This is a genomic window from uncultured Aquimarina sp. (assembly GCF_947496855.1).
GTDB lineage: Bacteria > Bacteroidota > Bacteroidia > Flavobacteriales > Flavobacteriaceae > Aquimarina.
In genome coordinates this window covers 144,409-171,163 of record NZ_CANMED010000008.1, presented here as the reverse complement: position 1 = coordinate 171,163, position 26,755 = coordinate 144,409, and the positions used below count along the sequence as shown (strand labels likewise).

Below are 26,755 nucleotides of genomic sequence, written 5' to 3'. Positions count from 1 at the left end.
TATTTTACTTTATGATTTTTTTTAGAATGTGTTTATTAATACCCTTCGTTCTGGGTAAGATTTGGATTTGCGGATAAACTGGCAAAAGGTATAGGATATAATTCTCTAAACGCTGGTATTGCGATTCCGCTTGGGGAATTCCCTTTTAGAGACCAGTTATATGCCCCTCCACTGTAAAGGCCGAATCTTCTTAAATCCTGTCTTCTATGAAGTTCCCAATATAATTCTCTTGCTCTTTCATCGATGATAAAATCCAAGGTCATGTCTCCTAAAGCTATATTTGGAGCATTTGCTCTATCTCTCAAATCATTAATATATCCTAAGGCAGTCATATCATCACCTCCACCACCTCTTAGGGTAGCTTCTGCATACATTAAATACACATCACCTAACCTAAACATAGGGAAATCGACATCGGAGAACGTAAGGTCAGACCCTGGTTCACCAGTAGATGTAAGGTTAGAGTATTTTTCCAATACATACCCTTGATCTCTGTTTTCTACATCTAGTATGTTGGCAGTTCTACGATCTTTAATAATGGTATTTCTGTCATCATCTATGAAGTCATCACCATCAAATTTTTCAGCAAACTGAGGAGATATTCTAATGGCTCCAGACCATCCACCGGTAGTTACACCAAGGTTATCACCGTTTTGTTCGATACTTCCTACAGCACCATTGGTCATTACTGTGGTAGGACCAAAGTTTTGTACAAACTGTCCATCAGAAATAATTGAAAATATAATTTCGTTCGCTGCTTGATTTACATCGTTATCGCCTCTAAAAAGGTTTTTGTAATTATCCGCTAAGGTGTATCCGCTACTAATAATTTGATTGGTATAATCAATACACTTATTATAATTATTAACGCTAATATAAACTTCAGAGTTCAAATACATTTTGGCAAGAATCATCCATGCCAGAGCTTTATCAGCTCTTCCGATTACATTTTGTCTTGGCTCCACTAAACTAGATTCAATCTCATTTAATTCCGTTTCTATAAATGTAAAAAGTTGGTTGTTATCATATTGAGGAGCTGCAAAATTTCCAATAGGATCATTTTCTGTAATAAACGGTGCTTTTCCGAAAGTGTCTAACATATGATAGTAGGCAAGTGCTCTTAATAATCGAGCTTCACTTCTAAATGTAGCAATCTCAGCTTTTAACTCACTAGAAACTCCTCTAGCATCCAATTGAGCATCCGTAGTCTGACGAAGGTAATCGTTTACTAACGCAACAGAGAACATAACTCTACTAAAGAACCCTCTTACAATGGTGTTTTGCGCTGACCATCTGTGTATCTGAATTTCGTGTACATTTCCTGCTTCATCGTTGATGTAAGACCAAACGATTTCATCAGTAGAAAACGTATTTAGATTCATTAAACCACGTCCATATTGACTCGTACCAGCATCAACTCCATCTAGGTTAGAAGATGTAGGTCCATTAGAACCTGTGAGTGTTAAGTTTCCATAAATACCAGCCAAAGCTTGCTGATAAGATGCCGGATCTGCATAAAAATCTTCAGTTGCAGAAGAATCGTCATCAAGTAATGATTGATTCAGGTCATCCGTACAAGCATTCATAAAGATAACAGCTGCCATCAATACAAGATGCTTGAAATAATTTGTTTTAAAATTCATTTTCATAGCATTAAAATTTTACATTAGCACCCATTAGGAATGTTCGTGGTCTTGGATAGATTGTATCGTCAATTCCGTTAAATACTTCAGGATCAAGACCACTGTATTCTGTTATAACAAATACATTTTGTACTCCTGTCCATAGCCTAAAAGAAGAAGTCTCTCCTAAAAATTTATTGAAGGTATATCCTAAAGTTACGTTATCCATTCTTAAAAATGAAGCGTTTTCTATAAATATGTCTGATACAATGTTGTTTCCTGCAGTACTATTAAAGTTGTTATTTAATACTGAAGTTGGTAAATTACCTATTTGAGTTTCATCTGATAACAGGTTAAACTGACCTAACGAAGAGTCTACATTATTATATAGATAATTTCCTAGACTTGCTCTTAAGTTAAAAGAAAAATCAAACCCTTTATAATTTAAATTTGATTGAAAACCCATAGTAACATCTGCAACGGGGTTTCTATAAATATATCTATCCAAATCATTGATGACATTATCTCCATTTAGATCTACAAAAGCACCTTCTATCGGAGCTCCATTAGCATCATAGACTTGTTTGAATGCAAAAAATGAATTAGGAGCAAAACCTTCACGATGTACTTGAGCATTACCTCCTGTTCCACCACCGATACCACCCACTAGGATATCTGCACCAAGTGCTAATGACTCTATTTCTTGATCTAGATACGCAATATTATAGTTTATATTCCAGGAAAAATTTTTTCTGTCAATAATGGCTGCATCTACAGAGAATTCAATTCCTTCTGTTAGTAAGTCTCCTACATTTTGTTCGATAGCATTCGTAAAGTTACTACCATCAGCTACAGGAGCATCTACTAAAAGATCAGTAGTTTCTTTCTTAAACACATCTATAGATCCATTGATTCTTCCGTTAAAAAAACCAAAATCAAGACCTGCATTATAGGTTGTAGCAGTTTCCCAGGTTAAATTAGGATTTATACCAGTAGGCACTGTAACAGTTACTAATTGACCATTAATAATGTATTGAGAGGTAGGTTGACCGTTTACCACACTAGAAGCAAACGATAGTTTACTACCACCTATATCCTGCTGTCCTGTAACACCATATCCTAATCGTAGTTTAAGATTACTAAATAAGTTAGAGTCGGCCATAAAGTTTTCGTCAGAAATGTTCCAGGCAAATGCCGCTGCTGGGAAATTACCCCATCTATTTTCTTCACTAAATCTAGAAGTACCATCTCTTCTATACGATAACGTAAGTAAATACTTGTCATTTATAGAGAAATTGGCTCTACCAAAGAAAGCTAGAAGCACCAGATTAGGATCTGTGGATACATCTGGAGTATTACCAGCATTATCACCTCTTTGCTCAAAAGTGTTAAATCCTTCTACTTCGAATTTTTGATAGGAGTAACCACCGGTTACATCTAAACCAAGACTACCTATATCTTTCTTATAGTTTAGAAACCCATCAAAAAGAGTGTTTTTTCTATATTGAGTTTCATCTGTTCTCGACCCATCAAATGTATTATCATTTAATTGTTGACCCCCAATACTTTTTCTGGATAACTCATTAAATTCTTCACTATCTGTTTCGTCAAAACCAACATTAACCGTACCGGTTAATTCTGGGAATGAAGGCAAAGCATAACTTACTTTAAAGTTACCGTAAATTCGTTGAACTTCACTACGATTCTCTCGTTGTAATAAAGCAGCAACCGGGTTTCTAGTTCCATTAAGAGGAGTTATATTACCACTACCATCGTCGGTAAAATATTCCGTAAAACCTCCAAAAGGCGAAGTTGGATCATACACAGGTAGTGTTGGGTTAAAACGGATAGCAGCTCTTTCTTGACCACCTGCGAATCTGTTTTTCTCCCAAGAAGCATTAGCATTCAAGTTTATTTTTAAACTACCGTTAAGTAATGTTGGGTTCAGAACTAAAGAAGCTGAACTTCTTTCGAACTCACTCGTTAACCTTAATCCTGGCTGGTCTAAATGCCCAAGAGATAATCTTACAGGAAGAACATCGAATAGTGATCCTCTAACAGAGAGATTATTGTCCGTAGAAACTACGCTTTTATATATTTCTTCTTGCCAATCTGTGTTGGCATTACCTAATAGCCCAATATCCTGAGGTCTTCTTTCTGCTATTAAAGCTCGGTACTCATCTGCAGAAAAAACATCTATAGTTTTAGGCAAGGTAAATAAACCACTCTGGAAGTTGTAATCTACTTTTAATCCTTTACTCCCTTTGATAGTTTCAATAATAATAACCCCTGCAGAAGCTCTATTTCCGTAGATAGCAGTTGCAGATGCATCTTTTAATACCGTAAAAGATTTAATGTTATTTGGATTAATTGTTGAGAGTATAGATCTTGCTCCTTTCGCATTTTCATTACTTAACGGAAGACCATCTACTACGATAAGTGGATCGTTAGAAGCATTTAATGAACCTCCACCTCTAATACGAATATTAGAATTTCCTCCTGGATCTCCTGGTGTGTTAATGACTAAACCAGCCACACGACCATTTAAAAGGTTTTCTGGGGACACAATATTACCACTGTTAAAATCATCAGCAGTTACTGTACTTACAGAACCTGTTAAGTCCTTCTTTCTGGCAGCACCATAACCAATGACTACTACCTGTTCTAGTTCTGCTGAATCTTCTTGCAATGCAACATCAATTCTCTCGTTTCCGGAATACGTAAATTCTTGAGGTATAAAACCCACATAAGAAAACTCAACAATGTCTCCATTGTTCACTCCGTTTAAAACGTAATTTCCATCAAAATCTGATGAAGTTCCGTTTGTTGTTCCCTTTATAATGATATTAACACCGGGAATCGGTTGACCATTTCCAGCATCAGTAACAGTACCACTTACTGATGACTGTGCAAAAAAGCTCATTGGTATCAACCACAATAAAAACAATGCGCTTTTAGTAAATGTTTTCATATAAATTTAAATTAGTTTTTAATTGTTTTTAGCCTTATATTCTCACTTTCTGAAAGCCAATGTATGTAAAATCTATGTTAAATTTGAGCTACGGTGTAGCCGTAACCTTACGAAAACGTTTGCGTGTGAATAACTTTTAAAATTCTGTTAAAATTTTAAGGGGATTTGTGATCATATCGCATATTTTCGCATCAAAATTTAACTTTTAATTAAAATTCAAGGGAAATGAAGCAAAAAGTTACGTTAAAGCAAATAGCAAAAGAACTAGATGTATCTATCTCAACCGTATCAAAAGCATTAAAGGATAGTGTAGAGATAAGTTTGGATACTCGACAAAAGGTCAAAGCTTTCGCTAAGTTGTATAACTATAAGCCTAACAACATTGCACTTAGCCTGAAAAACAGAAAAACAAAAACGATTGGAGTTATAATTCCTGAAATTGTCCATCATTTTTTTACTACGGTAATTGGAGGTGTAGAGAAGGTTGCCAATGAAAAAGGCTATAATGTTATTATATGCTCTTCGAACAATTCCTTTGATAAAGAAGTAATTAACTTGGAAATGTTAGCCAGCGGAAGCGCAGATGGTTTTATTTTATCTGTGGCTAAGGAAACACAACAAAAGAAAGATTATCATCATATAGAAGAGACTATGAGTCAAGGAATGCCTGTCGTACTTTTTGATAGGATTATCGATGAACTTGTATGTGACAAGGTGATTATTGATGACGGAAAAGGCGCCCAGACCGCTACCAATCATCTATTGTCTTTAGGGTGTAAAAAGATTGCTATTCTTACTACTGTAGACTACATAAGTGTAGGGAAGCTTCGAACTAATGGATATTTAAGAGCGCTAAGAGCTTACGATATTACTGCTAGCGAAGACTATATTCTAAAAATAGAGGATATTGATAATTGTGAATCGGAAATTTCAGATTTTCTGGAAGATAAGGATGTGGATGCTATTTTTGCCGTAAATGAATTGTTTGCAGTAACAGCTGCAAGAGTTTTAAATGAACAAGGTAAAAAAATACCTGATGATGTGTCTATTGTAGGGTTTACAGATGGTATATTATCCAAGCATTTTATCCCTAGTTTAACAACTATTAGTCAGCATGGAGAAGAAATGGGTGTAAGAGCGGCAAAGCTTCTTATAGATAAGCTTGAAGGAGAAGAAGATGTTCCTGAAGAATATAAAACGGTAATTATAGATACTAGCTTGATCCAAAGACAATCCACAAAAAAATAACACACTAAAATTATTTTATTTAAAATAATATAATATATTTGACCCCTATCAGAACTTATATTTTCACTTTCTACTAAAATAAGTTTTGATGAGTGTACGCGCTTATCAAGTAATAATCAAATATTTACTTAATGAACAAGCGTAAGCTAAGTTTCTGGGAAATATGGAACATGAGTTTCGGTTTCCTAGGGATACAATTCGGTTTTGCACTGCAAGGCGGATTTATGTCTAGAATTTTTCAAACTTTAGGTGCAGAAAAGGATGCAATTCCTTTATTATGGATTGCTGCTCCTCTTACTGGGTTATTAGTACAGCCTGTAATTGGTTATCTGAGTGACAGAACTTGGAGTTCTAGATGGGGAAGAAGAAGACCGTATTTTTTAATTGGAGCCATTCTTAGTTCTATTGCTCTATTTATTGTTCCTCATTCACCCGCTTTATGGGTTGCGGCTGGGTTTTTATGGATCCTTGACGCTTCTATTAATGTTTCAATGGAGCCTTTTAGAGCTTTGGTAGCAGATAAGTTGCCAGAATCTCAAAGATCGTATGGGTTTGTTACCCAAACGCTTATTATAGGTATTGGTACCTGGGTAGCAAGTAATTTACCTTGGATGGTTTCTGAGATGGGGATTAGTGATTCTGCTCCTAGTGGGGTCATCCCAATGTCGGTGAAAGTTGCATTTGCAATAGGTGCTTTTGTGTTTTTAATAAGTATTCTGTATACAGTTTTTACTACTACTGAATATCCTCCTGAGGATATGGAAGAGTTTGAAAGAGAAAAACAGAAGAAAAATCAGTTTATTCCTGATATTTTGAATAATATAGGTAATATGCCTTTGACTATGAAGAAGTTAGGACTGATACAGTTTTTTAGCTGGTTTGCTTTTTTTACCATGTGGAGTTTAGCGAATCCAGCACTTACTGAGCACGTTTTTAAAACACCTGTACCTGTTGAGTCATCTTATAATATGGATGTTTCTGAGTCTGTAAATGCTTTTAAATTGGCAAATACAGCTTTTCAGAAATCATCAAATGATGTAGGTAGATATATGGGAACATATGGACTGTCATCTATGGCATTTGCTTTAATACTCACCTTTTATACATCTAGAAAGAGAATAAACAGAAAGTTTGTCCATATGGGATCTCTTATTCTGGGAGGTTTCGGATTTATTTCAATGTACTTTGTGCCTTCTCCAGAATGGTTGGCACTTTCTTTTACATTAATAGGTTTTGCTTGGGGTAGTATTTTATCTATGCCTTATGCAATGCTATCGAGCTCAGTGGATCCTAAAAAAATGGGAGTTATTATGGGGATATTTAACATGTTCATTGTAATTCCACAAATTATAGCCGCCATCGGCGGTGTTAATTTTGCATATAAGCTCATTGGAGAAGAAACAATTAACGCAATGATTGTGGCAGGAATTAGTTTGATAATTGCAGGTTTTTGTAACTTGTTGATTACTAACAAAGATGCCATAACATATAACCCAAAATAAATTTAGAATGACAAAAAAAGCATTCATATTTGACCTAGATGGTGTCATAGTAGACACAGCAAAATACCATTTTTTAGCTTGGCAAAATTTAGCCAATGATCTGGATATATCTTTTTCTGAAGCGCAAAATGAACAACTAAAAGGAGTTAGCCGAATACGATCTTTAGAGAAAATTTTAGAATGGGGAAATAAAACCATTTCAAAAGAAGAGTTCACCTCCCTAATGGCTAAAAAGAATGAAGAATACCTGAATTATATTGAAACTATGGATACATCTGAAATTCTTCCAGACGTACCGAGAATCTTAGAGTATCTTTTAACGAAAGAGCAGGCTATAGCGCTAGGTTCTGCTAGTAAGAATGCTCGAGTTATTTTGGATAAAGTACTACTGAAAGAGAAATTCCACACCATTGTAGATGGTACAGATGTTTCAAAGGCAAAACCGGATCCCGAAGTGTTTTTAATCGGAGCACAAAAATTAGGAGTAGCTCCTAAAGATTGTGTCGTTTTTGAAGATTCTGTAGCGGGTATTCAGGCTGCTAATATTGCTAATATGGTAAGTATTGGTATCGGAGATGGTAATGTCTTACACGAAGCAGATTATGTATTTAATAATTTTACAGAAATTACAGAAGAGTTTATTAACCAATTAGTGATAACCGAAAAAGTTTGAGAATAATAGAGGACTACCTAAGTAAATACAATATTTAATACTTAGGTCAGTCCCTCTAACAACTAAAAATAAAAAAAAGAGAACCGATGAATCAGGATTATATTAAACCAGATAACTGGTCTATAATTGAAGAAGGATTTGATGTAGAAAGAGTTAAGTCCTCAGAAAGTCTTTTTAGTATAGGTAACGGTGCAATGGGGCAGCGTGCAAATTTTGAAGAGACGTATACAGGCCCTACTTTCCAGGGAAGTTATATTGCAGGAGTATATTATCCTGACAAAACCAGAGTAGGTTGGTGGAAAAATGGGTATCCAGAGTATTTTGCCAAAGTACTTAATGCTCCTAATTGGATTGGAATTAATGTAGAGATTAATGGAGAAAAATTAAACTTACATAAATGTAAAACAGTATCCAGTTTCCGTAGGGAACTTAATATGAAAGAAGGTTGGTATCAGCGCTCTTTTAATGCAGTTTTACAAAATAACATCGAAGTGAATGTTACATCAACAAGGTTTTTAAGCTTAGATTTAGATGAAGTTGGTGCTATTAAGTATGAAGTGACTCCGGTGAATAAAGATGCTGTAGTTCAATTTACGCCGTATTTAGATTCTGGAATTACCAATGAGGATACGAACTGGGATGATAAATTCTGGGATACATACGAAGTATCACATAAAGGTAATTCTGCATATATATCTTCTAAAACAATGAAGACAGAATTTCATGTATGTACAGGAATGTTGAATCAATTATATCTCGACGAAAAATTACAAGATGTTTACCCAACGGTTGAAACGAACAAAACCTATGCAGGTCTTGGTTATGAGGTAGAAGTTGCAAAAGGAAAAACCGCTGCAATTCATAAGTTTGGAGGATATACCGTTTCACTAAACCATAAACAAGAAGATATTGCATCTGCTAACGCAGCCGTATTAAAGCAAGCATCAGAATCAGGTTTTGAAGCATTATTAGATCTTCAAAAGAAAGCTTGGTCTAAGATCTGGGAAATGGCGGATATAGCGATTGATGGAGACGTAAAGGCACAGCAAGGTATTCGTTTTAATATCTTTCAATTAAATCAAACCTATTTAGGTAAAGATGCTAGATTAAATATTGGTCCAAAAGGATTTACCGGTGAGAAATATGGAGGAAGTACCTATTGGGATACCGAAGCATATTGTATTCCTTTTTATATGGCTACCAAAAACCAAAACGTAGCACGAAGCTTATTACAATATCGTTATAATCACTTAGAGAAAGCTATAGAAAATGCTGAAAAACTAGGATTTACCAATGGAGCTGCACTTTATCCAATGGTAACTATGAATGGAGAAGAGTGCCATAATGAATGGGAGATTACCTTCGAAGAAATTCACCGAAATGGTGCGATGACATTTGCTATTTATAATTATCTGCGCTATACCGGTGATTACAGCTATATTCCAGAGATGGGATTAGAAGTGATGATTGCTATTGCTCGTTTTTGGCATCAAAGAGCAACATTCTCAACAGACAAAGAAAAGTACGTTATTCTAGGGGTTACGGGACCTAATGAATATGAAAATAATATTAACAATAACTGGTACACTAACTATTTAGCAAAGTGGTGTATTGACTATTGTGTTGAAAATATAGAAAAAGTTAAGTCAGAGTATAAAGCTGATTATGATAGGATCATAGAAAAGACTAAACTAGATCAAAAAGAAATTAGTGCAATGCTAGAGGTTGCAGAAAAGATGTATTTTCCTTATTCAGAAAAACATCAGGTGTATCTTCAGCAAGATGGTTTTTTAGATAAAGAATTAATTAAAGTTGATGATCTCGATGCTTCTCAGCGTCCTATTAATCAAAAATGGAGTTGGGATAGGATTTTAAGATCTCCATATATAAAGCAAGCTGATACCTTACAAGGTTTCTACATGTTCGAAGATCAATTTACTAGAAAAGAATTAGAACGCCATTTTGATTTTTATGAACCATTTACAGTTCATGAATCCTCTCTCTCTCCATGTGTGCATAGTATTCAGGCAGCTACTTTGGACAGAATGGATCAAGCATATACTTTTTATCTAAGAACCTCAAGATTAGATCTTGATGATTATAATAAAGAAGTAGAGGAAGGTCTTCATATTACTAGTATGGCTGGAACTTGGATGAGTATTGTAGAAGGTTTCGGAGGTTTGAGAGTCAAAAATAATGCATTGTCTTTTACTCCTAAAATTCCTAAAGAATGGAAGGGATATACGTTCAATGTTAACTTCAGGAATAGTATACTAAAAGTGAATGTTTCCCAGGATGGAACTACTTTTAACTTAGAAGGTGAACACGAGTTATTGATATATGTAGATGGTAAAGAATTTACGATCTCACCTAATAGTTTAATGACCGTTTAATTCATTTTACAGATAGGACACTAAACACCCCAAAAGCTCCTGTTTTTGGGGTGTTTAATTCAATACAATTAATATAAAGTTCAATACGAATTATACAAATCAAAATTAGATCTATGAAGAGTATGTTAATAGTGCTTTTTGGGTTATTTGTTTCATTAACCTACGGGCAGATAGATAAAATAGAACCTCCGTTTTGGTGGAGTGGTATGCAATCTAATCAATTACAATTGATGTGTTATGGAAAGGAAATAGGCAAGTATGATATAGAAATAGATAGTATGGCAATTAGTGATGTAACTAAGACAGAGAATCCTAATTATGTTTTTTTGACTCTTGACACTGAAGATGTTCAGCCAGGAACAGTTGTTATAAATTTTAAGGAAAATGATGAAATAGTTTTTTCTCAACCATATGAGTTTAAAACTAGAAAAGAAGGCTCTGCACAACGAAAAGGATTCGATAGTAGTGATGTTATGTACTTAATTATGCCAGACCGTTTTGCTAATGGTAATATGGCAAACGATTCTCATGAAGATACAGTAGAAAAAGTTGATCGATCTAATCCAGGAGGACGTCACGGAGGGGACATTCAGGGTGTAATTGATCATCTAGATTATTTGAATGATTTGGGAGCGACTGCACTTTGGAGTACACCCTTATTAGAAGATAACGAACCCGTATATTCTTATCATACCTATGCACAAAGCGATCTTTACAAGATAGATTCACGATATGGTACCAATGAGGATTATAAAAGATTAGCTTCAGAGATGCATAAATTAGATATGAAACTAATTATGGATTATGTAACTAATCATTGGGGTTCTAAGCACTGGATGATCAAAGACCTGCCAACAAAAGATTGGATACATCAGTGGCCTGAAGGATTTAGAAGAAGTAACTACCGTATGACAACACAATTCGATATAAACGCTTCAATTATAGATACTAAAGGGTGTATGAATGGATGGTTTGATACTACTATGCCCGATATGAATCAAAGCAATCCTTTACTTCTTAATTATATTACACAGAATGCAATATGGTGGGTAGAATATGCGGATCTTGATGGTTTTAGAGTTGATACATACTCATATAATGATAAGGATGGAATTGCTAAATGGACAAAGGCAATTATGGATGAATATCCAAATTTTAATATTGTAGGAGAGGTGTGGATGCATGACCAAGCACAAATGGCATACTGGCAAAAAGACAGCAAAATTGGAGCTATTGATAACTATAATTCCCATTTACCTTCAGTGATGGATTTTACGTTGCATGACGCAGTAATGGTAATGTTTAATGAAGAAGGTAATTCTTGGAATAAAGGAATGATTAGAGCTTATGAGAATTTCACAAATGACTTCTTGTATCCAGATATTAATAATATACTACTGTTTGCTGGTAATCACGATACAAATAGGATTAATGAGATCTATCAAAGTGATATTAGTAAATATAAAATGGCAATGACCTTGATATTCACTACAAGAGGAATTCCGCAAATGTATTATGGAGATGAAATAGGAATGTTAGGCAACCGTGATAAAAAAGGTGATGGTGATATTCGTAGAGATTTTCCTGGAGGATGGCCTGATGATAAAAGAAGTGCTTTTGTTACAGAAGGAGCTTCGAGTAAAGTTGGAGGAAGAACTAAAGATGAAGAAGCGTTTCACGGATTTACTAAAAAAGTACTGAATTGGAGGAAGAACAGTGATGCTGTTCATAATGGAAAATTATTACAATATATACCTTTTAATAATGTCTACATATATTTTAGATATACAGAAAAAGAACGTGTAATGGTTGTTATTAATAATAACTCAGAAGATCAAGAGCTAGATGTTAATCGTTTTAAAGAAGGGTTAAAGGATTTTAAAGTAGGAAAAGATATCCTTACTGACAGTACAATTGATGTCACTGAGGATATGATAGTTCCAGCCAGAACATCAATGATTATATCATTACAATAAACTAAAAACTAAAAACTAAATTATAAAATAATGAAAAAAATAATTTTCTGTCTTGCTTTAGCGGGTGCTGTATTTTCCTGCGGAAAGACAAAAAAAGAAGAAACAGTTGCAAAGGTAGAAACTGTTATTGAAGAAGTAAGTAAAGAATTACTTCCAGTAAGCGGAACTATGATGGAGAACGCTGTGATTTACGAAGCAAATATTCGTCAGTATTCTGAAGAAGGGTCTTTCAAAGCGTTTACTAAAGATATTCCTATATTGAAAAATTTGGGAGTAAAAGTGCTTTGGGTGATGCCTATATATCCAATTTCTACTACCAAAAGTAAGGGGTCGCTAGGTAGTTATTATGCAATTTCAGACTATACTAAAGTAAATCCAGAATTTGGAACTATAGAGGATTTCAGGGAATTAGTAAAAACAGCACATGATAATGGGATTTATGTGGTATTAGATTGGGTTGCAAATCATACTGGATGGGATCACGTTTGGTTAAAAGAACATCCAGAGTTTTATACTAAGGATGATAAAGGAGAAATTACACATACAGTAGGAACAGATTGGACTGATGTAGCGGATCTTAACTACGATAATGAGAATATGAGAAAAGAAATGCTTGATGCTATGAAGTATTGGGTTACAGAAGAAGGTGTTGATGGATTTCGTTGTGATGTAGCAGGAATGGTCCCTGTTGATTTTTGGGATACTACTGCATCCGAACTTAAGAAAATAAAACCTGTTTTTATGCTGGCTGAAGGTTGGGAACCGGAATTAATGGAGAACGCATTTGATATGGGATACGGATGGGATACACATCATGTAATGAATCATATTGCAAAAGGAGAAAATACCGTAGCAGATTGGGATAAAAGAATGATTCAGATAGATTCAATGTATGCTACCGATGATATTTTAATGAATTTTACTTCAAACCATGATGAAAACTCTTGGAATGGTACAGTGCAGGAAAGAATGGGAGATTCTAAAGAACTATTTGCAGCATTATCGTATGTAGCACCGGGAATGCCATTGATTTATTCTGGACAAGAATATGATATGGATAAGCGATTACTTTTTTTCGAAAAAGATACTATTATTAAGAAGAAAGGAGTATTCTTTCCGTTGTATGAGAAACTAGGAAAGCTAAAAAATGAGAATCCTGCTTTACATGGAGGTAAGAATGCAGCTTCTTATGATAGAATCAAGACCTCGGCAGATGATAAAGTTTTGATGTTCAAAAGAGAAAAAGAAAGTAATAAAGTTGTTTTCGTTGCCAATATGACTAAAGAATCCGTAAAGTTTACCGCAGACTACGACGGAAAATTTAAAGACTACCTTTCAGGAGAGTATATTGATAGAAGCAAAGGGACAGAGTATGAGCTAAATCCTTGGCAGTATATGATCTTGATTCAGGAATAAAAATACTTCAAGAATTTTTAATTTCAAAAAGCAATATATAAAACTATATGTTGCTTTTGTTTTTTATAAAATAGTTGTGAAAAGGTTATTTGATTAATCTTAGGGTATGAGTAAGGTAACTGAGTTTTAATTGAAGGTTATAAAAAGATATAACTTTTATTTTAATGTTATTTCTATGTTAATTAAGGGAATATTCCCTTAATTAAACGGTGTTTCCATAAGTAAATATGTGACGATTTATATAACTTTAAAGAATAAAAATTTAGTTAAATCTATATTTTATTAATTAAAATTAATTTTAAAACCACACAATTATGAAAACTTTTTTATTATCTTTTTTATTGATTTTAGGTTATTCAATTTCCAATGCTCAAATAAAAATTGGTCAAGGGGTTACTTCACCAACTGATTGGGTAGATTACAATACTACAGGTATATATGTTGATGTTGATACAAAATCTTGTGAGTTTACGACGACCCCTCACTATTTGGTTACATTAGAATCTATTAGCAATAAAGGATTTCATTGGTATATTTCGGGTGCACCTTCCGTTTATAACCCTACTTCCACAGGTTTCAGAGTGTATTTAAGATGGACGGATGCTCCTAGTGATTTATCAACGGTAGGGTCTTTAAATTTTCCAAACCCTCTTAGGGCAAGCACAGCTACAGATCGAGATTGGGTGATCCGTTGGACAGCTATTGAAATGCAAGATTGTAGCTCTTCTAGATTAGAAAATAACGAATTGAGTAAAGTATTTTCTGGTGCTTTCGGACCTGAAGGAGATAAATTATCAGAAGATAATATAGAAAACGGAATAGGTAACCATTCTGAAAATGATTTAAAAATATTTCCTATTCCAGGTAATAAAGTAATTAAAGTAGAATCAAAGGGTGAGGTAAATAAGTATGAAGTTTATGACCTAAACTCGAGATTGTTGGGTAGCTATTATAATAATACTATTAATATTGAAAAATTTCCAAAAGGAAATTACATATTAAAAACATATATGAAGAATGGCGAAATGATTACTAAACAGTTTATAAAATAGCGCTATAGCTAGATATACAATTTTGGTATTTGAATTTTAAAAACGACCTATAAAAATAGGTCGTTTTTTTATTTTTCTTTAAGTTTTAAGCGTAAAACAATATCGATCGAATAATATCTTTATAGTTTTATTATTCGTTTTATAGTCTGCTTTTCCTTGGTTTGTAAATTGAATATATAAATACCTGATTCTAATCTTGATAAATCAAGAGTGTTTTTAGTAGTCTCAAGTACTTTTTTGCCAGTATAATCAAAAACAGTCACTTTATCTATTAGAATGCTTATATATACATTGCCTTTTGTAGGGTTTGGATATATAGTAAACGTATCATTATCAAACTCATCAGTACTAAGTAATTCTTCGTATATAATATTGAATTCTATAGCAGGTAAATTTCCATCACCAGATGCATTAGTTGCGATATTTGCATCAATATTTATTGTAATTACTCCAGTTGCAGCAGGAATAGCCTCTACTGTATATATAGCACCTGAACCAGAAAAATTAGTAAGAGATCCATTTGTAATAATAATATCATTTATATCAAAATTGAGGACACTTTCTGAAAATGTTATAATTACGGGAATAGGATTGGCGTCTGTTGGAGAACTTTCTGTAGAAGTAATAATTACAGTTGGTTCATCATTAGCGCTTGTAATTGTTATAGTAAATGTCTGATCTGCAGAGGTATCAATTCCTCCATTGACGGTTCCGCCACTGTCAGAAAGATTTACGGTAACGGTAGTCATACCAATTGCATTTGCCGCAGGAGTATAGGTGAGATTTCCAGTGATTCCATCAATTGCAGGTTGACTACTGAATAAAGCATTATTATCATTTGTTACATTAAAAGTAAGAGTTTGTGTATTTGCATCTCCATCATTAATAGCAGATGCAAATCCATTTACAGTCTGCACTCCTGAATCTTCTACAATGTTTTGATCAGGACTGGCAGGTATAGAAAAACTTGGTACATCATTTACTTCATTAATAGTAATCATAAATGTTTGATCTGCGGAAGTATCAATTCCCCCGTTTGCAGTTCCTCCGTCATCAGAAAGGTTTACGGTAACGATTATGCTTCCAGAAACGTTTGCAGCAGGAGCATAGGTAAGATTTCCAGTGATTCCATCAATTACAGGTTGACTACTGAATAAAGCATTATTATCATTTATTACATTAAAAGTAAGAGTTTGCGTATTTCCATCTCCATCATTAATAGCAGCTGCAAATCCATTTACAGTCTGCACTCCTGAATCTTCTACAATGTTTTGATCAGGACTGGCAGGTATAGAAAAACTTGGTACATCATTTACTTCATTAATAGTAATCATAAATGTTTGATCTGCAGAAGTATCAATTCCCCCATTTGCAGTTCCTCCATCATCAGAAAGGTTTACGGTAACGATTATGCTTCCAGAAACGTTTGCAGCAGGAGCATAGGTAAGATTTCCAGTGATTCCATCAATTGCAGGTTGACTACTGAATAAAGCATTATTATCATTTATTACATTAAAAGTAAGAGTTTGCGTGTTTCCATCTCCATCATCAATAGCAGATGCAAATCCATTTACAGTCTGCACTCCTGAATCTTCTACAATGTTTTGATCAGGACTGGTAGGTATAGAAAAACTTGGGACAGAATTAGGAGTGGTAGTATCTATAGTGTAATTGTTAGAATCTACCGCAATTCCTGGGTTTCCAGCAGCATCCGAGTAACCTGTTCCTACACTAATAATATTTGTAGCATCCTGTATGTTTGGGGTAGGAGTAAATAATCCAGTATATATAGTTAGATCGGCTGTAACCATAAATCCAGATAAAGTTCCATTCTGTACGGTAACATCAGCTGCTGTAAATCCCACAGGAACTTCGCTAAAAGTAAAGGTAATAGTAGAAGTATCTCCCATTGTAAGACTGGTATCTGACAAACTAATAGTAACCGTAGGGGATGTTAGGTCTCCTAAAAAAGCATTTCCTGTAAAATTTCCAGTTACATTATCGGGATGTGTATAATTTCCAAAACTCCAATTGTTTGTGGAATCATATATCTGAACTAGGCAATCACCTATCGTACTATCACAAGTAGTTGAGCCAGTATAAATACCTTGATCAGAAATCAGTAAGATCTGAGCACTGGATAATCCTGTATTTGTACTATTAAATGGAAAACCATTGTCTCCATCAATTGCAGTAAGAAAAACACCAGGACTTGTTCTTGTTCCGGTTACCGCAACGATATCTTCTGCAGCTACTAAATCAAATCCATCATTGATTTCATCAACAATACCTATAGAAGCCATTTCTGTGTTTCCATCTGCATCAGTAACATTAACTACCGTTCCAGCATCGATAGTACTACCGGTATTATTGGTCCAGATTAAATCTCCTTCATTTACAGGGCTTGAAAATTGAGTACCATTCCATTCTTCATCTATAAATGTTATGGTAGTGCCATCAATGGCATCATCTAATAAAATAAAAGAAAATCCATCTTCCTGGTCTGCGCCTCCATTATCCGTGTGAAAAGCTACAAAAGCAATATCACCTGGAGCGTCTATTAAGTTATTTTGATTCTGAGAATAAACTTTGAACGAAATGAAAATTACCATTGACAAAGCTATGGTTAGTGTTTTTTTTTTCATATCAATAATGAAATTAATTTGGGTGAATTATGACTATTTTGTGTCTACAAAGATACTAAATATGAATCAAGCTTATGTTTGTATTAAACTATCTTAGTAATGTTATACGGTTAAGTTAAGTTTTGAGAATACCAAAATCAGGAATAAACTATTTTGTGATAATACGTTTTTCTTAACTTATTTCATGAAAATGTGTTAAAACCATACATTTTTTGTCAGCAATTACTGAATTTATTAACCGAAAACGTTTTAGATTTTTGGTAAATTAGGTTATTGTGGTCAATAACAATAGATTTGGCTTCAATGACAAAAAAAGTTAAAAATATCGCTGTACTTACCTCAGGAGGTGATGCTCCTGGAATGAACGCCGCTATAAGAGCAGTAGTTCGTGCGTGTAGTTATTATGAAGTAGATTGTTTTGGTGTGTATAAAGGTTATGAAGGTCTTATACATAATGAAATGGAAAAGTTAAATGCGCGTTCGGTAAGAAATATTATAAATAAGGGAGGGACTTTTCTGAAATCTGCTCGTTCCAAAGATTTTCGCACCGAGGAAGGAAGAAAGAAAGCTTATGATAATTTAATCAAGAATAATATAGATGCTCTTATTGTGATTGGAGGAGATGGTAGTTTTACCGGAGCATTAAAACTTTCCGAAGAGTATAACTTTCCGGTAGTAGGAATCCCTGGTACGATTGATAATGACATTAATGGTACTGATTATACGATAGGTTATGACACTGCATTAAATACTGTAGTAGAAGCTATAGATAAGATTAGAGATACAGCAAGTTCTCATAACCGTTTATTTCTTATTGAAGTAATGGGAAGAGATGCAGGAGATATCGCTTTAAATGCCGGAATTGGAGCGGGAGCAGAAGAGATCTTAATTCCTGAAGAAGATATGGGAGTTGATAGGCTTATAGAATCTCTTAAAAAAAGTAAGAAGACAGGAAAAACCTCTAGTATTATTGTCGTTGCCGAAGGTGATAAATCTGGTAAGAATATTTTCGAATTAGGAGAATATGTAGAGGAGAACTTAGAAGATTATGAAGTTAGAGTGTCTGTATTGGGGCATATACAAAGAGGAGGAGCTCCAAGCTGTTATGATAGAGTATTAGCCAGTAAATTAGGTGTGGGAGCCGTAGAAACGCTATTAGAAGGAAAAAGTGAAGTAATGATTGGAATTGTTCATAAAACTGTGACTATAGTTCCTCTTACTACTGCTTTGGAGAAAAGAACTCACAAACACGATCGATTAATTAAAGTTGCTGATATTACTTCAGTATAAATATAACCACGTTTTTAAATAAAAAACAACTAAATTATTAAATATGAGTACGTTAAAAATTGGAATTAACGGTTTCGGTAGAATTGGAAGAATCGCTTTTAGAATTGCTTCTAAGCGCGAGAATGTAGAAATAGTAGCTATTAACGATTTGTTAGATGTAAATCATTTAGCTTATTTATTAGAGTATGATTCCGTACACGGAAAATATGATGGTACTATAGCTGTAGAAAATGGAAGTCTTGTAGTAGATGGTAAAGCAATCCGTATTACTGCAGAAAGAAACCCTGAAGAATTAAAATGGGATGCAGTTGGAGTTGATGTAGTAATGGATTGTACAGGTATTTTCACAACATTAGATAAAGCAGGAGCTCACCTTAAAGCTGGTGCTAAAAAAGTTGTTATCTCTGCACCATCAGCAGATGCACCAATGTTTGTTATGGGAGTAAATCATTTGGATGCTAAAGCAACTGATACTGTTGTTTCTAATGCGTCTTGTACAACGAACTGTTTAGCTCCATTAGCTAAAGTTATTAATGATAACTTCGGAATCGAAGAAGGATTAATGACTACGGTTCATGCAGCTACGGCTACACAAGCAGTAGTAGATGCTCCATCAAAAAAAGATTTTAGAGGTGGACGTTCTGCTCTAAATAATATTATACCTTCATCTACTGGTGCAGCTAAGGCTGTTGGTAAAGTAATACCAGAACTGAATGGTAAACTTACTGGTATGGCATTTAGAGTGCCTACAGCAGATGTTTCTGTAGTAGATCTTACTGTAAAAACTAAGAAATCCGTATCTTATGATGAGCTTAAAGCGGTAGTTAAAAAAGCTTCAGAAAATGAATTAAAAGGAGTTTTGGCATATACAGAAGAACCTGTAGTATCTCAGGATTTCGTAGGAGAAGCTCATACTTCTACTTTTGATGCAGGTGCAGGGATTGCATTAAACGATAACTTCTTTAAGTTAGTATCTTGGTATGATAACGAATATGGATATTCTTCTAAGTTGGTAGACCTATCATCTTATGTAGGTAATCTATAATTAAAGAGTAATAAATTATATTGCCCCGGTTGGAATAAAAAAAATCGGGGCTTTTTTTTAGATAACACACACAACAAATAAACTTTCAAATGATTTTAATAGCTGACGGTGGTTCTACTAAATGTGATTGGATTCTTCTTAATGAAGAAGGAGAAATTGTATTTAAAACTCGTACAGAAGGTTTAAATCCTGCTGTATTTAGTAAATCTTTATTAGAAGAGAGACTTAGGGATAACGAACAACTTGCCTCTTTTCGAAATAAAATAGACAGAGTCCATTTTTATGGGGCTGGTTGCGGTACCAATAAGCCAACCAGAATGCTAGCTAAGATTTTTGAAGACTATTTTACCAATGCAAATGATATTCTTGTAAGAGAAGATATGGTCGCAGCAGTATATGCCGCTACTACCGAACCTGGTATTGTGTGTATTTTGGGTACTGGATCTAATAGTTGTTATTTTGATGGTGATGAAATAAAGATGACAGTAGATTCATTAGGATATATCTTAATGGATGAAGCTAGTGGTAACTATTTTGGAAAACGCTTAATCAGAGATTACTACTACAAGAGAATGCCTCCAGAAGTTGCTGGAGAATTCGAGAAACGTTTTGATCTTTCTTCAGATTCTATAAAGGAGAATTTATATAAAAAAGAAAATCCAAACACCTATCTGGCATCCTTTGCTGAGTTTATTTTTACTAGCGAACGTAATGGTTATTTCTATAAAATTATTACAGAAGGTATTCAGGAATTTGTAGAAACAAGAGTGTTGTGTTTTCCTGAAGCTCAGAACGTCCCGGTTCACTTTATTGGATCTATAGCACATTTTAGTGAAGATATTATAAGAGCAGCAGTATGGCCATATCATTTAACTGTCGGAAATATTGTAAGAAGGCCTATTGATGGTATTATCGATTATTATCGAAATGATGTACTGAAAAAGAAACCAAATAACGTTTAGATTTAAAAAAAACAAAGGAGTAATTAATGATAATGTTCTAATATTATCAGGTTATCTCCTTTTTCCATTTTCCATAAACTAGCCACAAAAAAGTATCTTCCCTTGAAATCTTCATAGTCACAACCTACGAAATAATCATCATCATCCTTGATGATCTTCTCGCAGATATGCTGCTTCATTTTGTTATTCCAGAAATTATCATTTTCTCCTTTTTCGAGCCAATCGATAATATCCCGTTCTGAAATAATCCCGAGTTGAGTATCCTTGTTTTTTATAAGTTCATTAACTTCTGCCTCCTTGAGGTATTTAATAAACTTTTTACTAATGACTTCTTCTTTCCAGATTTTTTTAGAATCCCAGTTCATTAGATATTTTGTATTTTCCTTATGTGTTTTCACGTTACTTTTTTGGGGGATGTAATCCGGCAAAAATATATAATTTTACGTATTATAAGGTGTAATTTAGAGTAATTCTTGTGCCTTTGCCGAGAGTAGAACTTATAAAAATTCTACCATTTATATAATTCATACGTTCTTTCATAAAGAACAGTCCCATTCCGCCCTCTGCATTATTTTTCGGTTTAGTTGGAATGTTATCAAGATTGAATCCCTGACCATTGTCATCTACTGTAATGCTTAAGATTGATTCTGAACTATTTATGGAAATAAGAATATAATCTGATTTAGCATATTTAATAGCATTGTTCACAGCTTCTTGCGTTACTCGATATAAATTTGTCTCTACTAGAGAATCAAAACGAGGTTCAACATCGGATTTGTTTTCAAAAACAATATTTTTACCTGTTAATTTAGACAATTCTTTTGCCAGTTTTTGAAGTGCAATGCTAATTCCATAATCTTTTAATTCTGGAGGAGTGAGATTAAATGTGGCTGTTCTTATGCCTAATATCAGGTCCTTTGATAACTTTTTAAGGCCTTCAATTTTTTGATTTGTCTTTTCAATATTGTTGGTGTTGATGGATTCAATATTGAACTTTAAGGCTGTGAGCATTTGTCCGATACTATCATGGATCTCTTTTGCAATTCGTTTTCGTTCTTCTTCCTGAGCTTCAACAATCATACTTGCGTTCGACTTCTGTAATTCCTCCTTTTGTTGATATTCTAAGTCATTTAATCGTTGAATTTCTTGTTGGGCTTCTTTTCTTTTAGAGATGTCAGAGCAAAGTACTAATCTTTCTGAGTTGCCAGACTCTTTAAACACATTCAGTATCGAAATGTCTAACCACATTTTTTTACCATCATTAGGAGTGAATTCAAATTCTTCATTAAAAACACCTCCTTTGTTTTGAGAAATCAGATGTAATAATCTATTTGTTTGTAGTTCACTTAAATTCATTAACTCAGCCAGATTTTTTGAATCGTATTCTTGGTTTAAATGCAGTACTTTTCCAAAACGTTCCCCTAGACTTTTTACCATGCCAAGTTCATTAACTCTAGCATACAATAAAGTTTGATCTAAAGCTTTAGTGAGTGATACTAATTCTTGTACATTTTTATTCTGAATTTTTCTTAGTTTTTCAGCATTAGAAGCCATATCTGTAGCTTCTTTTTGTGATAAAAGAAGATCAGATATGTTTTTTTTGATACTTAATGCTACAGGTCTGAATAGAAGGAAAAATTCAAAAATCAGAATTAAAATAATTAAACAAAACAAGATATACTCGATCTTTTTAAGCCTAGATATTTTTTCTTGAGCATCTTTTTCATATCTAAACACAATGGCATCCATCTGTTTAAGAAAAAAAGGTTCGTTGAAAATTACACTTTCAAGATGGGGTTTTAGAATTTTAGGATTAACAGAGTCATTTTTTGCGATCGCCAGTATTTGTAAGCTATTTTCATATATGGTTTCGAAGTAAGGCTGTAAAACCAAAAACATTCGTTTTATCTCTGTGCTATCATTTTTCCCTTTTGGTATTGAATCATTGTATCTTTTAAGTCTTTCATGAGATGATTTCCAAAGGCTTATTGTTGTTTCTAATTCTGATAGATATCGTTTTTTTGATTTGTCATTTTTAATATAGGAAAGGAATAAAATTTCTTTAGACAGTTTCTGACTAAGCATTCGTTGCCTACCTGAAATATTGATAATTTTAGAATCATCAATTTGGGAACTTAGATATTGCTGAATAAAAAATTGCGCTCCAATAGTAAATAAAGCGATAGCTCCTAAAGCAATAATGTAAATTTTACTTAGGCGATTAAAAGTTTGATGATCTAGTGATGTTAATTTGTTCAATGCAAATAAATTATGCAATAGCTTGTTTAATCAATTCTAGCCCTCTTTTTGTATATGATAGTTTTAGTGCCGCTTGATGACCTTTCTTAGACATTTTTCTCCAGGTTTTTTGTAAAATATCAATCACTTTTTCAGAGGTGTGTTTTTCATAGAATTCCGAGTAATAAAATTCCAAAAATACAAGGCAGATGACATCTTCCAATATTTGAGTGTCTTCGTCTTTTTTTAATTTTTTCTTTTGTATAAGAAAAGAAACTCTATTTATAGTTTCTTTGTTATATCCTACTTTCTGAAGTATCCCTGAAGCCTTTTCTGCGTGAAACTTTTTTAACTCTTCTCTCCATTTTAAGTATCCGACTCGATCCATTGGGTAGGTATCTCGAGGAATTTCCCATCTACATAAATGTTGAGCTCTTGTTGCCAATTGTAATGCTTCTGACGCTTCAGAGGTGTACTTAGTAAGAGTTTGACTCATTCGTTGACCGTAGATCAATTCTTTCGGAATAGATTCTCCGCTAACGACCTCTTTATTAGGGTCTTTTGCATTTTCTTTGTCAAAAAAAGAAAATGCTTTGGTTAATTTTGTGGTTGGCATAAAAGGAATGATGTTATAATACGTGCTAATTTAAGGTTTTTAGCAATAAAAGGTATTATTCTTCGAAACCAATATATACAATACCATCTTCTATTTTTATAGGATACGTTGCGATTGCTGCAAGGTTTCCATTCAGATTTTCACCAGTTTCTAGTGAAAAAGTTTTTTTATGAAGAGGACAAGCAACCTTAGGTATTCCGTTATGATCGCCAATCATACCTCTACTAAGTACCATTTCATTTTTTTCAGGTGATAAGTTTTGGCTTGCGTACCATTTGTTCAGTCTACTGAAATTAAATACAGCAATTTGTAAATCTTTGTATTTAATGCAAGCTCCTCCATCTTTTGGAAATGCATTAACGGATGCAGCTTTAAACCAAACTTTTACATTTTCTAATTTGGTAGTTTTGTATTTTGTGAGAATTTCTTCCATTTTATTTTAGATTATAAGCTGTTTTGTTATTTCCACGGTTCTGGCATTTTTTGTTCTCTCAGAGGCACAAAAGCAATGTTATCATCCTCTTCGTCGCTATTAACAAAATGATTAAATCGTTTCATTATTTCAGGGTCGTTAATAGCTTGAGTCCATTCGCATTCAAACTTGTTAACTAAAGTTTTCATTTCTTCTTCTAAATCCATAGCAATCCCTAACTTGTCATCAATAATAACTTCTTTCAAATAATTTAACCCACCTTCTAAACGTTCTTGCCAAGCCGCTGTTCTTTGTAAAGGTTTTGCTGTACGCATATAAAACATGAGGTAACGGTCTAAATATTTAATTACAGTTTCGTTATTAATTTGCTCTGCAAATAATTCAGCATGTCTTGGTGTGGCCCCACCATTTCCACCAACGTATAAGTTCCATCCGCCTTCTACAGCAATTAAACCAAAATCTTTTCCGCGGGCTTCAGCGCATTCACGGATACATCCAGAAACTCCACCTTTAATTTTATGCGGAGCGCGAATTCCTCGGTATCGATTTTCTAGTTCAATACCAAAACTTACGCTTTCGTCCATTCCGTAGCGACACCAAGTAGATCCTACACAGGTTTTTACAGTACGCAATGATTTTCCATAAGCATGACCACTTTCGAAACCGTTGTCAATTAGATCTTTCCATATTAAAGGTAATTGATTTACTGTGGCGCCAAATAAATCGATACGGACACCACCAGTTACTTTAGTATATAAGTCATATTTTTTAGCAATTTCTCCTAGTGCAATTAATTTATCAGGTGTAATTTCTCCTCCAGGAACTCTAGGAACAACAGAATAGGTCCCATTTCTTTGTATGTTTGCTAAGAAACGATCATTAGAATCCTGAATAGCATATTCTTTATTAGCAGTGTCGGCATGAATAGTAGCCATTAAGGAAGCGACAAGTGGCTTACATAATTCGCAACCGTGACCACTATTTCCGTGATTATCTAGTACTTCATTAAATTTTGTATATCCTTTTACCTGAATGATTTTATATAAATCTTGTCTACTTAGATCAAAATGTTCACAAACCCCTTCTTTAACTTCAATACCTAAAGATTTTAAGGTTGCATTGGTTAAATCTGTAACCATAGGTTTGCAACCACCACATCCAGTACCGGCTTTGGTACAGCCAATAACCCCTGCTACATCTGTAACTTCTCCATTTTCAATAACACTACAAATTTGCCCTTTAGTAACGCTTTCACAAGAGCAGATTTGAGCTCCATCTGGCAAATCCATTACATCACCTAATAAACCTCCTTGGTCACCTCCACGACTGCCTAATATAAGGTCTTCTGGTTCTTCTGGAAGTTTCATTCCGTTACTATAAATTTGGAATAAAGAATTATAATCAGATGAATCGCCAATTAAAATTCCACCTAGAAGTTTTTTACCATCTTTAGAAACGTTTATTTTTTTATAAATTCCATTACGTTTATTTTCGTACGTTATTTCATCTATTTCTTCTTTGGCTTCGTTAAGAGCATCTCCAAAACTAGCTACTTCGGTACCGATAAGTTTTAATTGAGTTGACATATCTATAGATTCTGGCATTTCGGCATCACCGCCGATGATTTGTTGTACAGCAACTTCTGCCATGTCATATCCGGGAGCAACTAGACCATATATCATTTTATTTAGTAAAGCACATTCTCCAATAGCATAAATATTATCATCAGAGGTTTGCATTTTCTGATTTACGAGAATACCCCCCCGAGTTCCAACTTCTAATCCACATTCTTTTGCTACTTCATCACGAGGTCGAATACCTGCAGAAACGACAAGCATGTCAACCTTCAACTCCGTATCATCAACATATTGTAACCCTTCAATAGAATTTTCTCCTTGCAGAAATTGTGTTTGTTTTGAAAGGTGAACCTTTAATCCTAAACCTTCTATTTTAGCTTGCAGCATATCGCTCGCGCCTTTATCTAATTGTCTGGGCATAAGTCTTGGAGCAAATTCTACAACATGAGCGTTTAATCCTAAATTTTTAACCGCATTTGCAGCTTCTAAACCTAACAATCCGCCTCCAAGCACTGCTGCTTCAGTTTTTCCTGCAGCTTTTAATTTTTTAGCGTAAGCTTCTGTTGCTTCTAAATCTTCGATAGTTCTATAAACAAAAACCCCTTCCTTATCAACGCCCTGAATAGGAGGTACGAATGCAGAAGATCCAGTTGCTAATACTAAATAATCGTAAGTATATGTATCTCCGCGATGATTAGCAACAGTTTTATTTTCTCTATTAATCTCTGTAATCATTTCTGATGTATGAAGATTGATGTTATTATCTTCATACCAGCTTGCAGATGACATACTTAAATCTTCGGCAGTTTTGCCATCATAAAATTCACTTAGATGCACTCTGTCATATGCCCGTCTGGGTTCTTCGCCAAAAACTATAAGTTTATAATTATTGAATTTTTCTGAAGTCACAAACTTCTCACAGAACTTATAACCTACCATTCCATTACCTATTACTACTACCTTCTTCATGAGTTACGTATTTGTTAATTCAAAATTAAGTATTAATACGTATTTAATTGATAAGAATTACGTAATTATGGCTATTAGAAATTGAGAATTTTAAAATAATTCACAAAAAAAACCTGCAAAATTAGTT

18 protein-coding genes are annotated in these 26,755 nt (G+C 34.0%); 10 read left to right on the top strand and 8 right to left on the bottom strand.

Translation table 11 applies throughout. The features are described 5' to 3' along the window. Positions 1-35: 35 nt before the first annotated feature. Both Q0921_RS22250 and Q0921_RS22245 read right to left on the bottom strand, forming a co-directional pair. Positions 36-1,649 (bottom strand): RagB/SusD family nutrient uptake outer membrane protein, encoded by a 1,614-nt coding sequence (locus Q0921_RS22250; RefSeq protein ID WP_299260911.1) that lies wholly within the window; start codon positions 1,647-1,649, stop codon positions 36-38. 4 nt (positions 1,650-1,653) lie between these two features. Continuing rightward, complete coding sequence (locus Q0921_RS22245) at positions 1,654-4,593, bottom strand: SusC/RagA family TonB-linked outer membrane protein (RefSeq protein ID WP_299260909.1); 2,940 nt, start codon at positions 4,591-4,593, stop codon at positions 1,654-1,656. Positions 4,594-4,818: 225 nt separating this feature from the next. Between Q0921_RS22245 and Q0921_RS22240 the strand changes: the two genes are divergently transcribed. The 7 genes from Q0921_RS22240 (at position 4,819) to Q0921_RS22210 (ending at position 14,853) form a co-directional block, all read left to right on the top strand. After that, positions 4,819-5,841, top strand: a complete 1,023-nt coding sequence (locus tag Q0921_RS22240) for a LacI family DNA-binding transcriptional regulator (RefSeq protein WP_299260907.1) — start codon at positions 4,819-4,821, stop codon at positions 5,839-5,841. A gap of 131 nt (positions 5,842-5,972) precedes the next feature. Beyond that, positions 5,973-7,343, top strand: coding sequence for an MFS transporter (locus Q0921_RS22235; protein WP_299260905.1), 1,371 nt, complete (start codon positions 5,973-5,975; stop codon positions 7,341-7,343). Positions 7,344-7,350: 7 nt separating this feature from the next. Beyond that, positions 7,351-8,016: a beta-phosphoglucomutase gene (gene pgmB, locus Q0921_RS22230; protein WP_299260903.1), complete on the top strand. Its 666-nt coding sequence runs from the start codon at positions 7,351-7,353 to the stop codon at positions 8,014-8,016. Between the two features lie 86 nt (positions 8,017-8,102). Then, entirely contained in the window at positions 8,103-10,409 is a 2,307-nt protein-coding gene (locus Q0921_RS22225) for a glycoside hydrolase family 65 protein (protein ID WP_299260901.1), read from the top strand. A 113-nt stretch (positions 10,410-10,522) separates the two neighbouring features. Beyond that, positions 10,523-12,385, top strand: a complete 1,863-nt coding sequence (locus Q0921_RS22220; protein ID WP_299260899.1) for a glycoside hydrolase family 13 protein — start codon at positions 10,523-10,525, stop codon at positions 12,383-12,385. 30 nt (positions 12,386-12,415) lie between these two features. Beyond that, on the top strand, positions 12,416-13,801 hold the full coding sequence (locus tag Q0921_RS22215; RefSeq protein ID WP_299260897.1) for an alpha-amylase family glycosyl hydrolase: 1,386 nt from the start codon (positions 12,416-12,418) through the stop codon (positions 13,799-13,801). A gap of 314 nt (positions 13,802-14,115) precedes the next feature. Next, positions 14,116-14,853 carry a T9SS type A sorting domain-containing protein gene (locus Q0921_RS22210; protein ID WP_299260895.1) on the top strand — a complete coding sequence of 246 codons (738 nt, stop codon included), beginning with the start codon at positions 14,116-14,118 and terminating at the stop codon, positions 14,851-14,853. 119 nt (positions 14,854-14,972) lie between these two features. Here Q0921_RS22210 and Q0921_RS22205 read toward each other — a convergent pair whose 3' ends face one another. Next, positions 14,973-17,498: an Ig-like domain-containing protein gene (locus Q0921_RS22205; protein WP_299260893.1), complete on the bottom strand. Its 2,526-nt coding sequence runs from the start codon at positions 17,496-17,498 to the stop codon at positions 14,973-14,975. A 303-nt stretch (positions 17,499-17,801) separates the two neighbouring features. Here Q0921_RS22205 and pfkA point away from each other — a divergent pair, with 303 nt between their 5' ends. The 3 genes from pfkA to Q0921_RS22190 all read left to right on the top strand — a co-directional run bounded on the left by pfkA (position 17,802) and on the right by Q0921_RS22190 (position 20,795). After that, positions 17,802-18,788, top strand: a complete 987-nt coding sequence (gene pfkA, locus Q0921_RS22200; RefSeq protein WP_299260891.1) for a 6-phosphofructokinase — start codon at positions 17,802-17,804, stop codon at positions 18,786-18,788. A 43-nt stretch (positions 18,789-18,831) separates the two neighbouring features. After that, entirely contained in the window at positions 18,832-19,833 is a 1,002-nt protein-coding gene (gene gap, locus Q0921_RS22195) for a type I glyceraldehyde-3-phosphate dehydrogenase (RefSeq protein WP_299260889.1), read from the top strand. An 89-nt stretch (positions 19,834-19,922) separates the two neighbouring features. Next, on the top strand, positions 19,923-20,795 hold the full coding sequence (locus Q0921_RS22190) for a BadF/BadG/BcrA/BcrD ATPase family protein (RefSeq protein ID WP_299260887.1): 873 nt from the start codon (positions 19,923-19,925) through the stop codon (positions 20,793-20,795). 23 nt (positions 20,796-20,818) lie between these two features. Here the strand turns inward: Q0921_RS22190 and Q0921_RS22185 are convergent, their stop codons facing one another. Genes Q0921_RS22185 through nirB form a run of 5 tightly spaced genes read right to left on the bottom strand, consistent with a single transcriptional unit; the run spans position 20,819 to position 26,628 of the window. Then, positions 20,819-21,193: a hypothetical protein gene (locus tag Q0921_RS22185; RefSeq protein WP_299260885.1), complete on the bottom strand. Its 375-nt coding sequence runs from the start codon at positions 21,191-21,193 to the stop codon at positions 20,819-20,821. Between the two features lie 49 nt (positions 21,194-21,242). Next, positions 21,243-23,054 carry an ATP-binding protein gene (locus Q0921_RS22180; protein ID WP_299260883.1) on the bottom strand — a complete coding sequence of 604 codons (1,812 nt, stop codon included), beginning with the start codon at positions 23,052-23,054 and terminating at the stop codon, positions 21,243-21,245. Between the two features lie 10 nt (positions 23,055-23,064). Next, the gene (locus Q0921_RS22175) at positions 23,065-23,649 is read right to left on the bottom strand and encodes a DUF4202 domain-containing protein (RefSeq protein WP_299260881.1); all 585 of its coding nucleotides are present in this window, start codon (positions 23,647-23,649) and stop codon (positions 23,065-23,067) included. Between the two features lie 55 nt (positions 23,650-23,704). Then, positions 23,705-24,082 (bottom strand): nitrite reductase small subunit NirD, encoded by a 378-nt coding sequence (gene nirD, locus Q0921_RS22170; protein WP_299260879.1) that lies wholly within the window; start codon positions 24,080-24,082, stop codon positions 23,705-23,707. Between the two features lie 26 nt (positions 24,083-24,108). Further along, entirely contained in the window at positions 24,109-26,628 is a 2,520-nt protein-coding gene (gene nirB, locus Q0921_RS22165) for a nitrite reductase large subunit NirB (RefSeq protein ID WP_299260877.1), read from the bottom strand. Between the last annotated feature and the right edge of the window lie 127 nt (positions 26,629-26,755).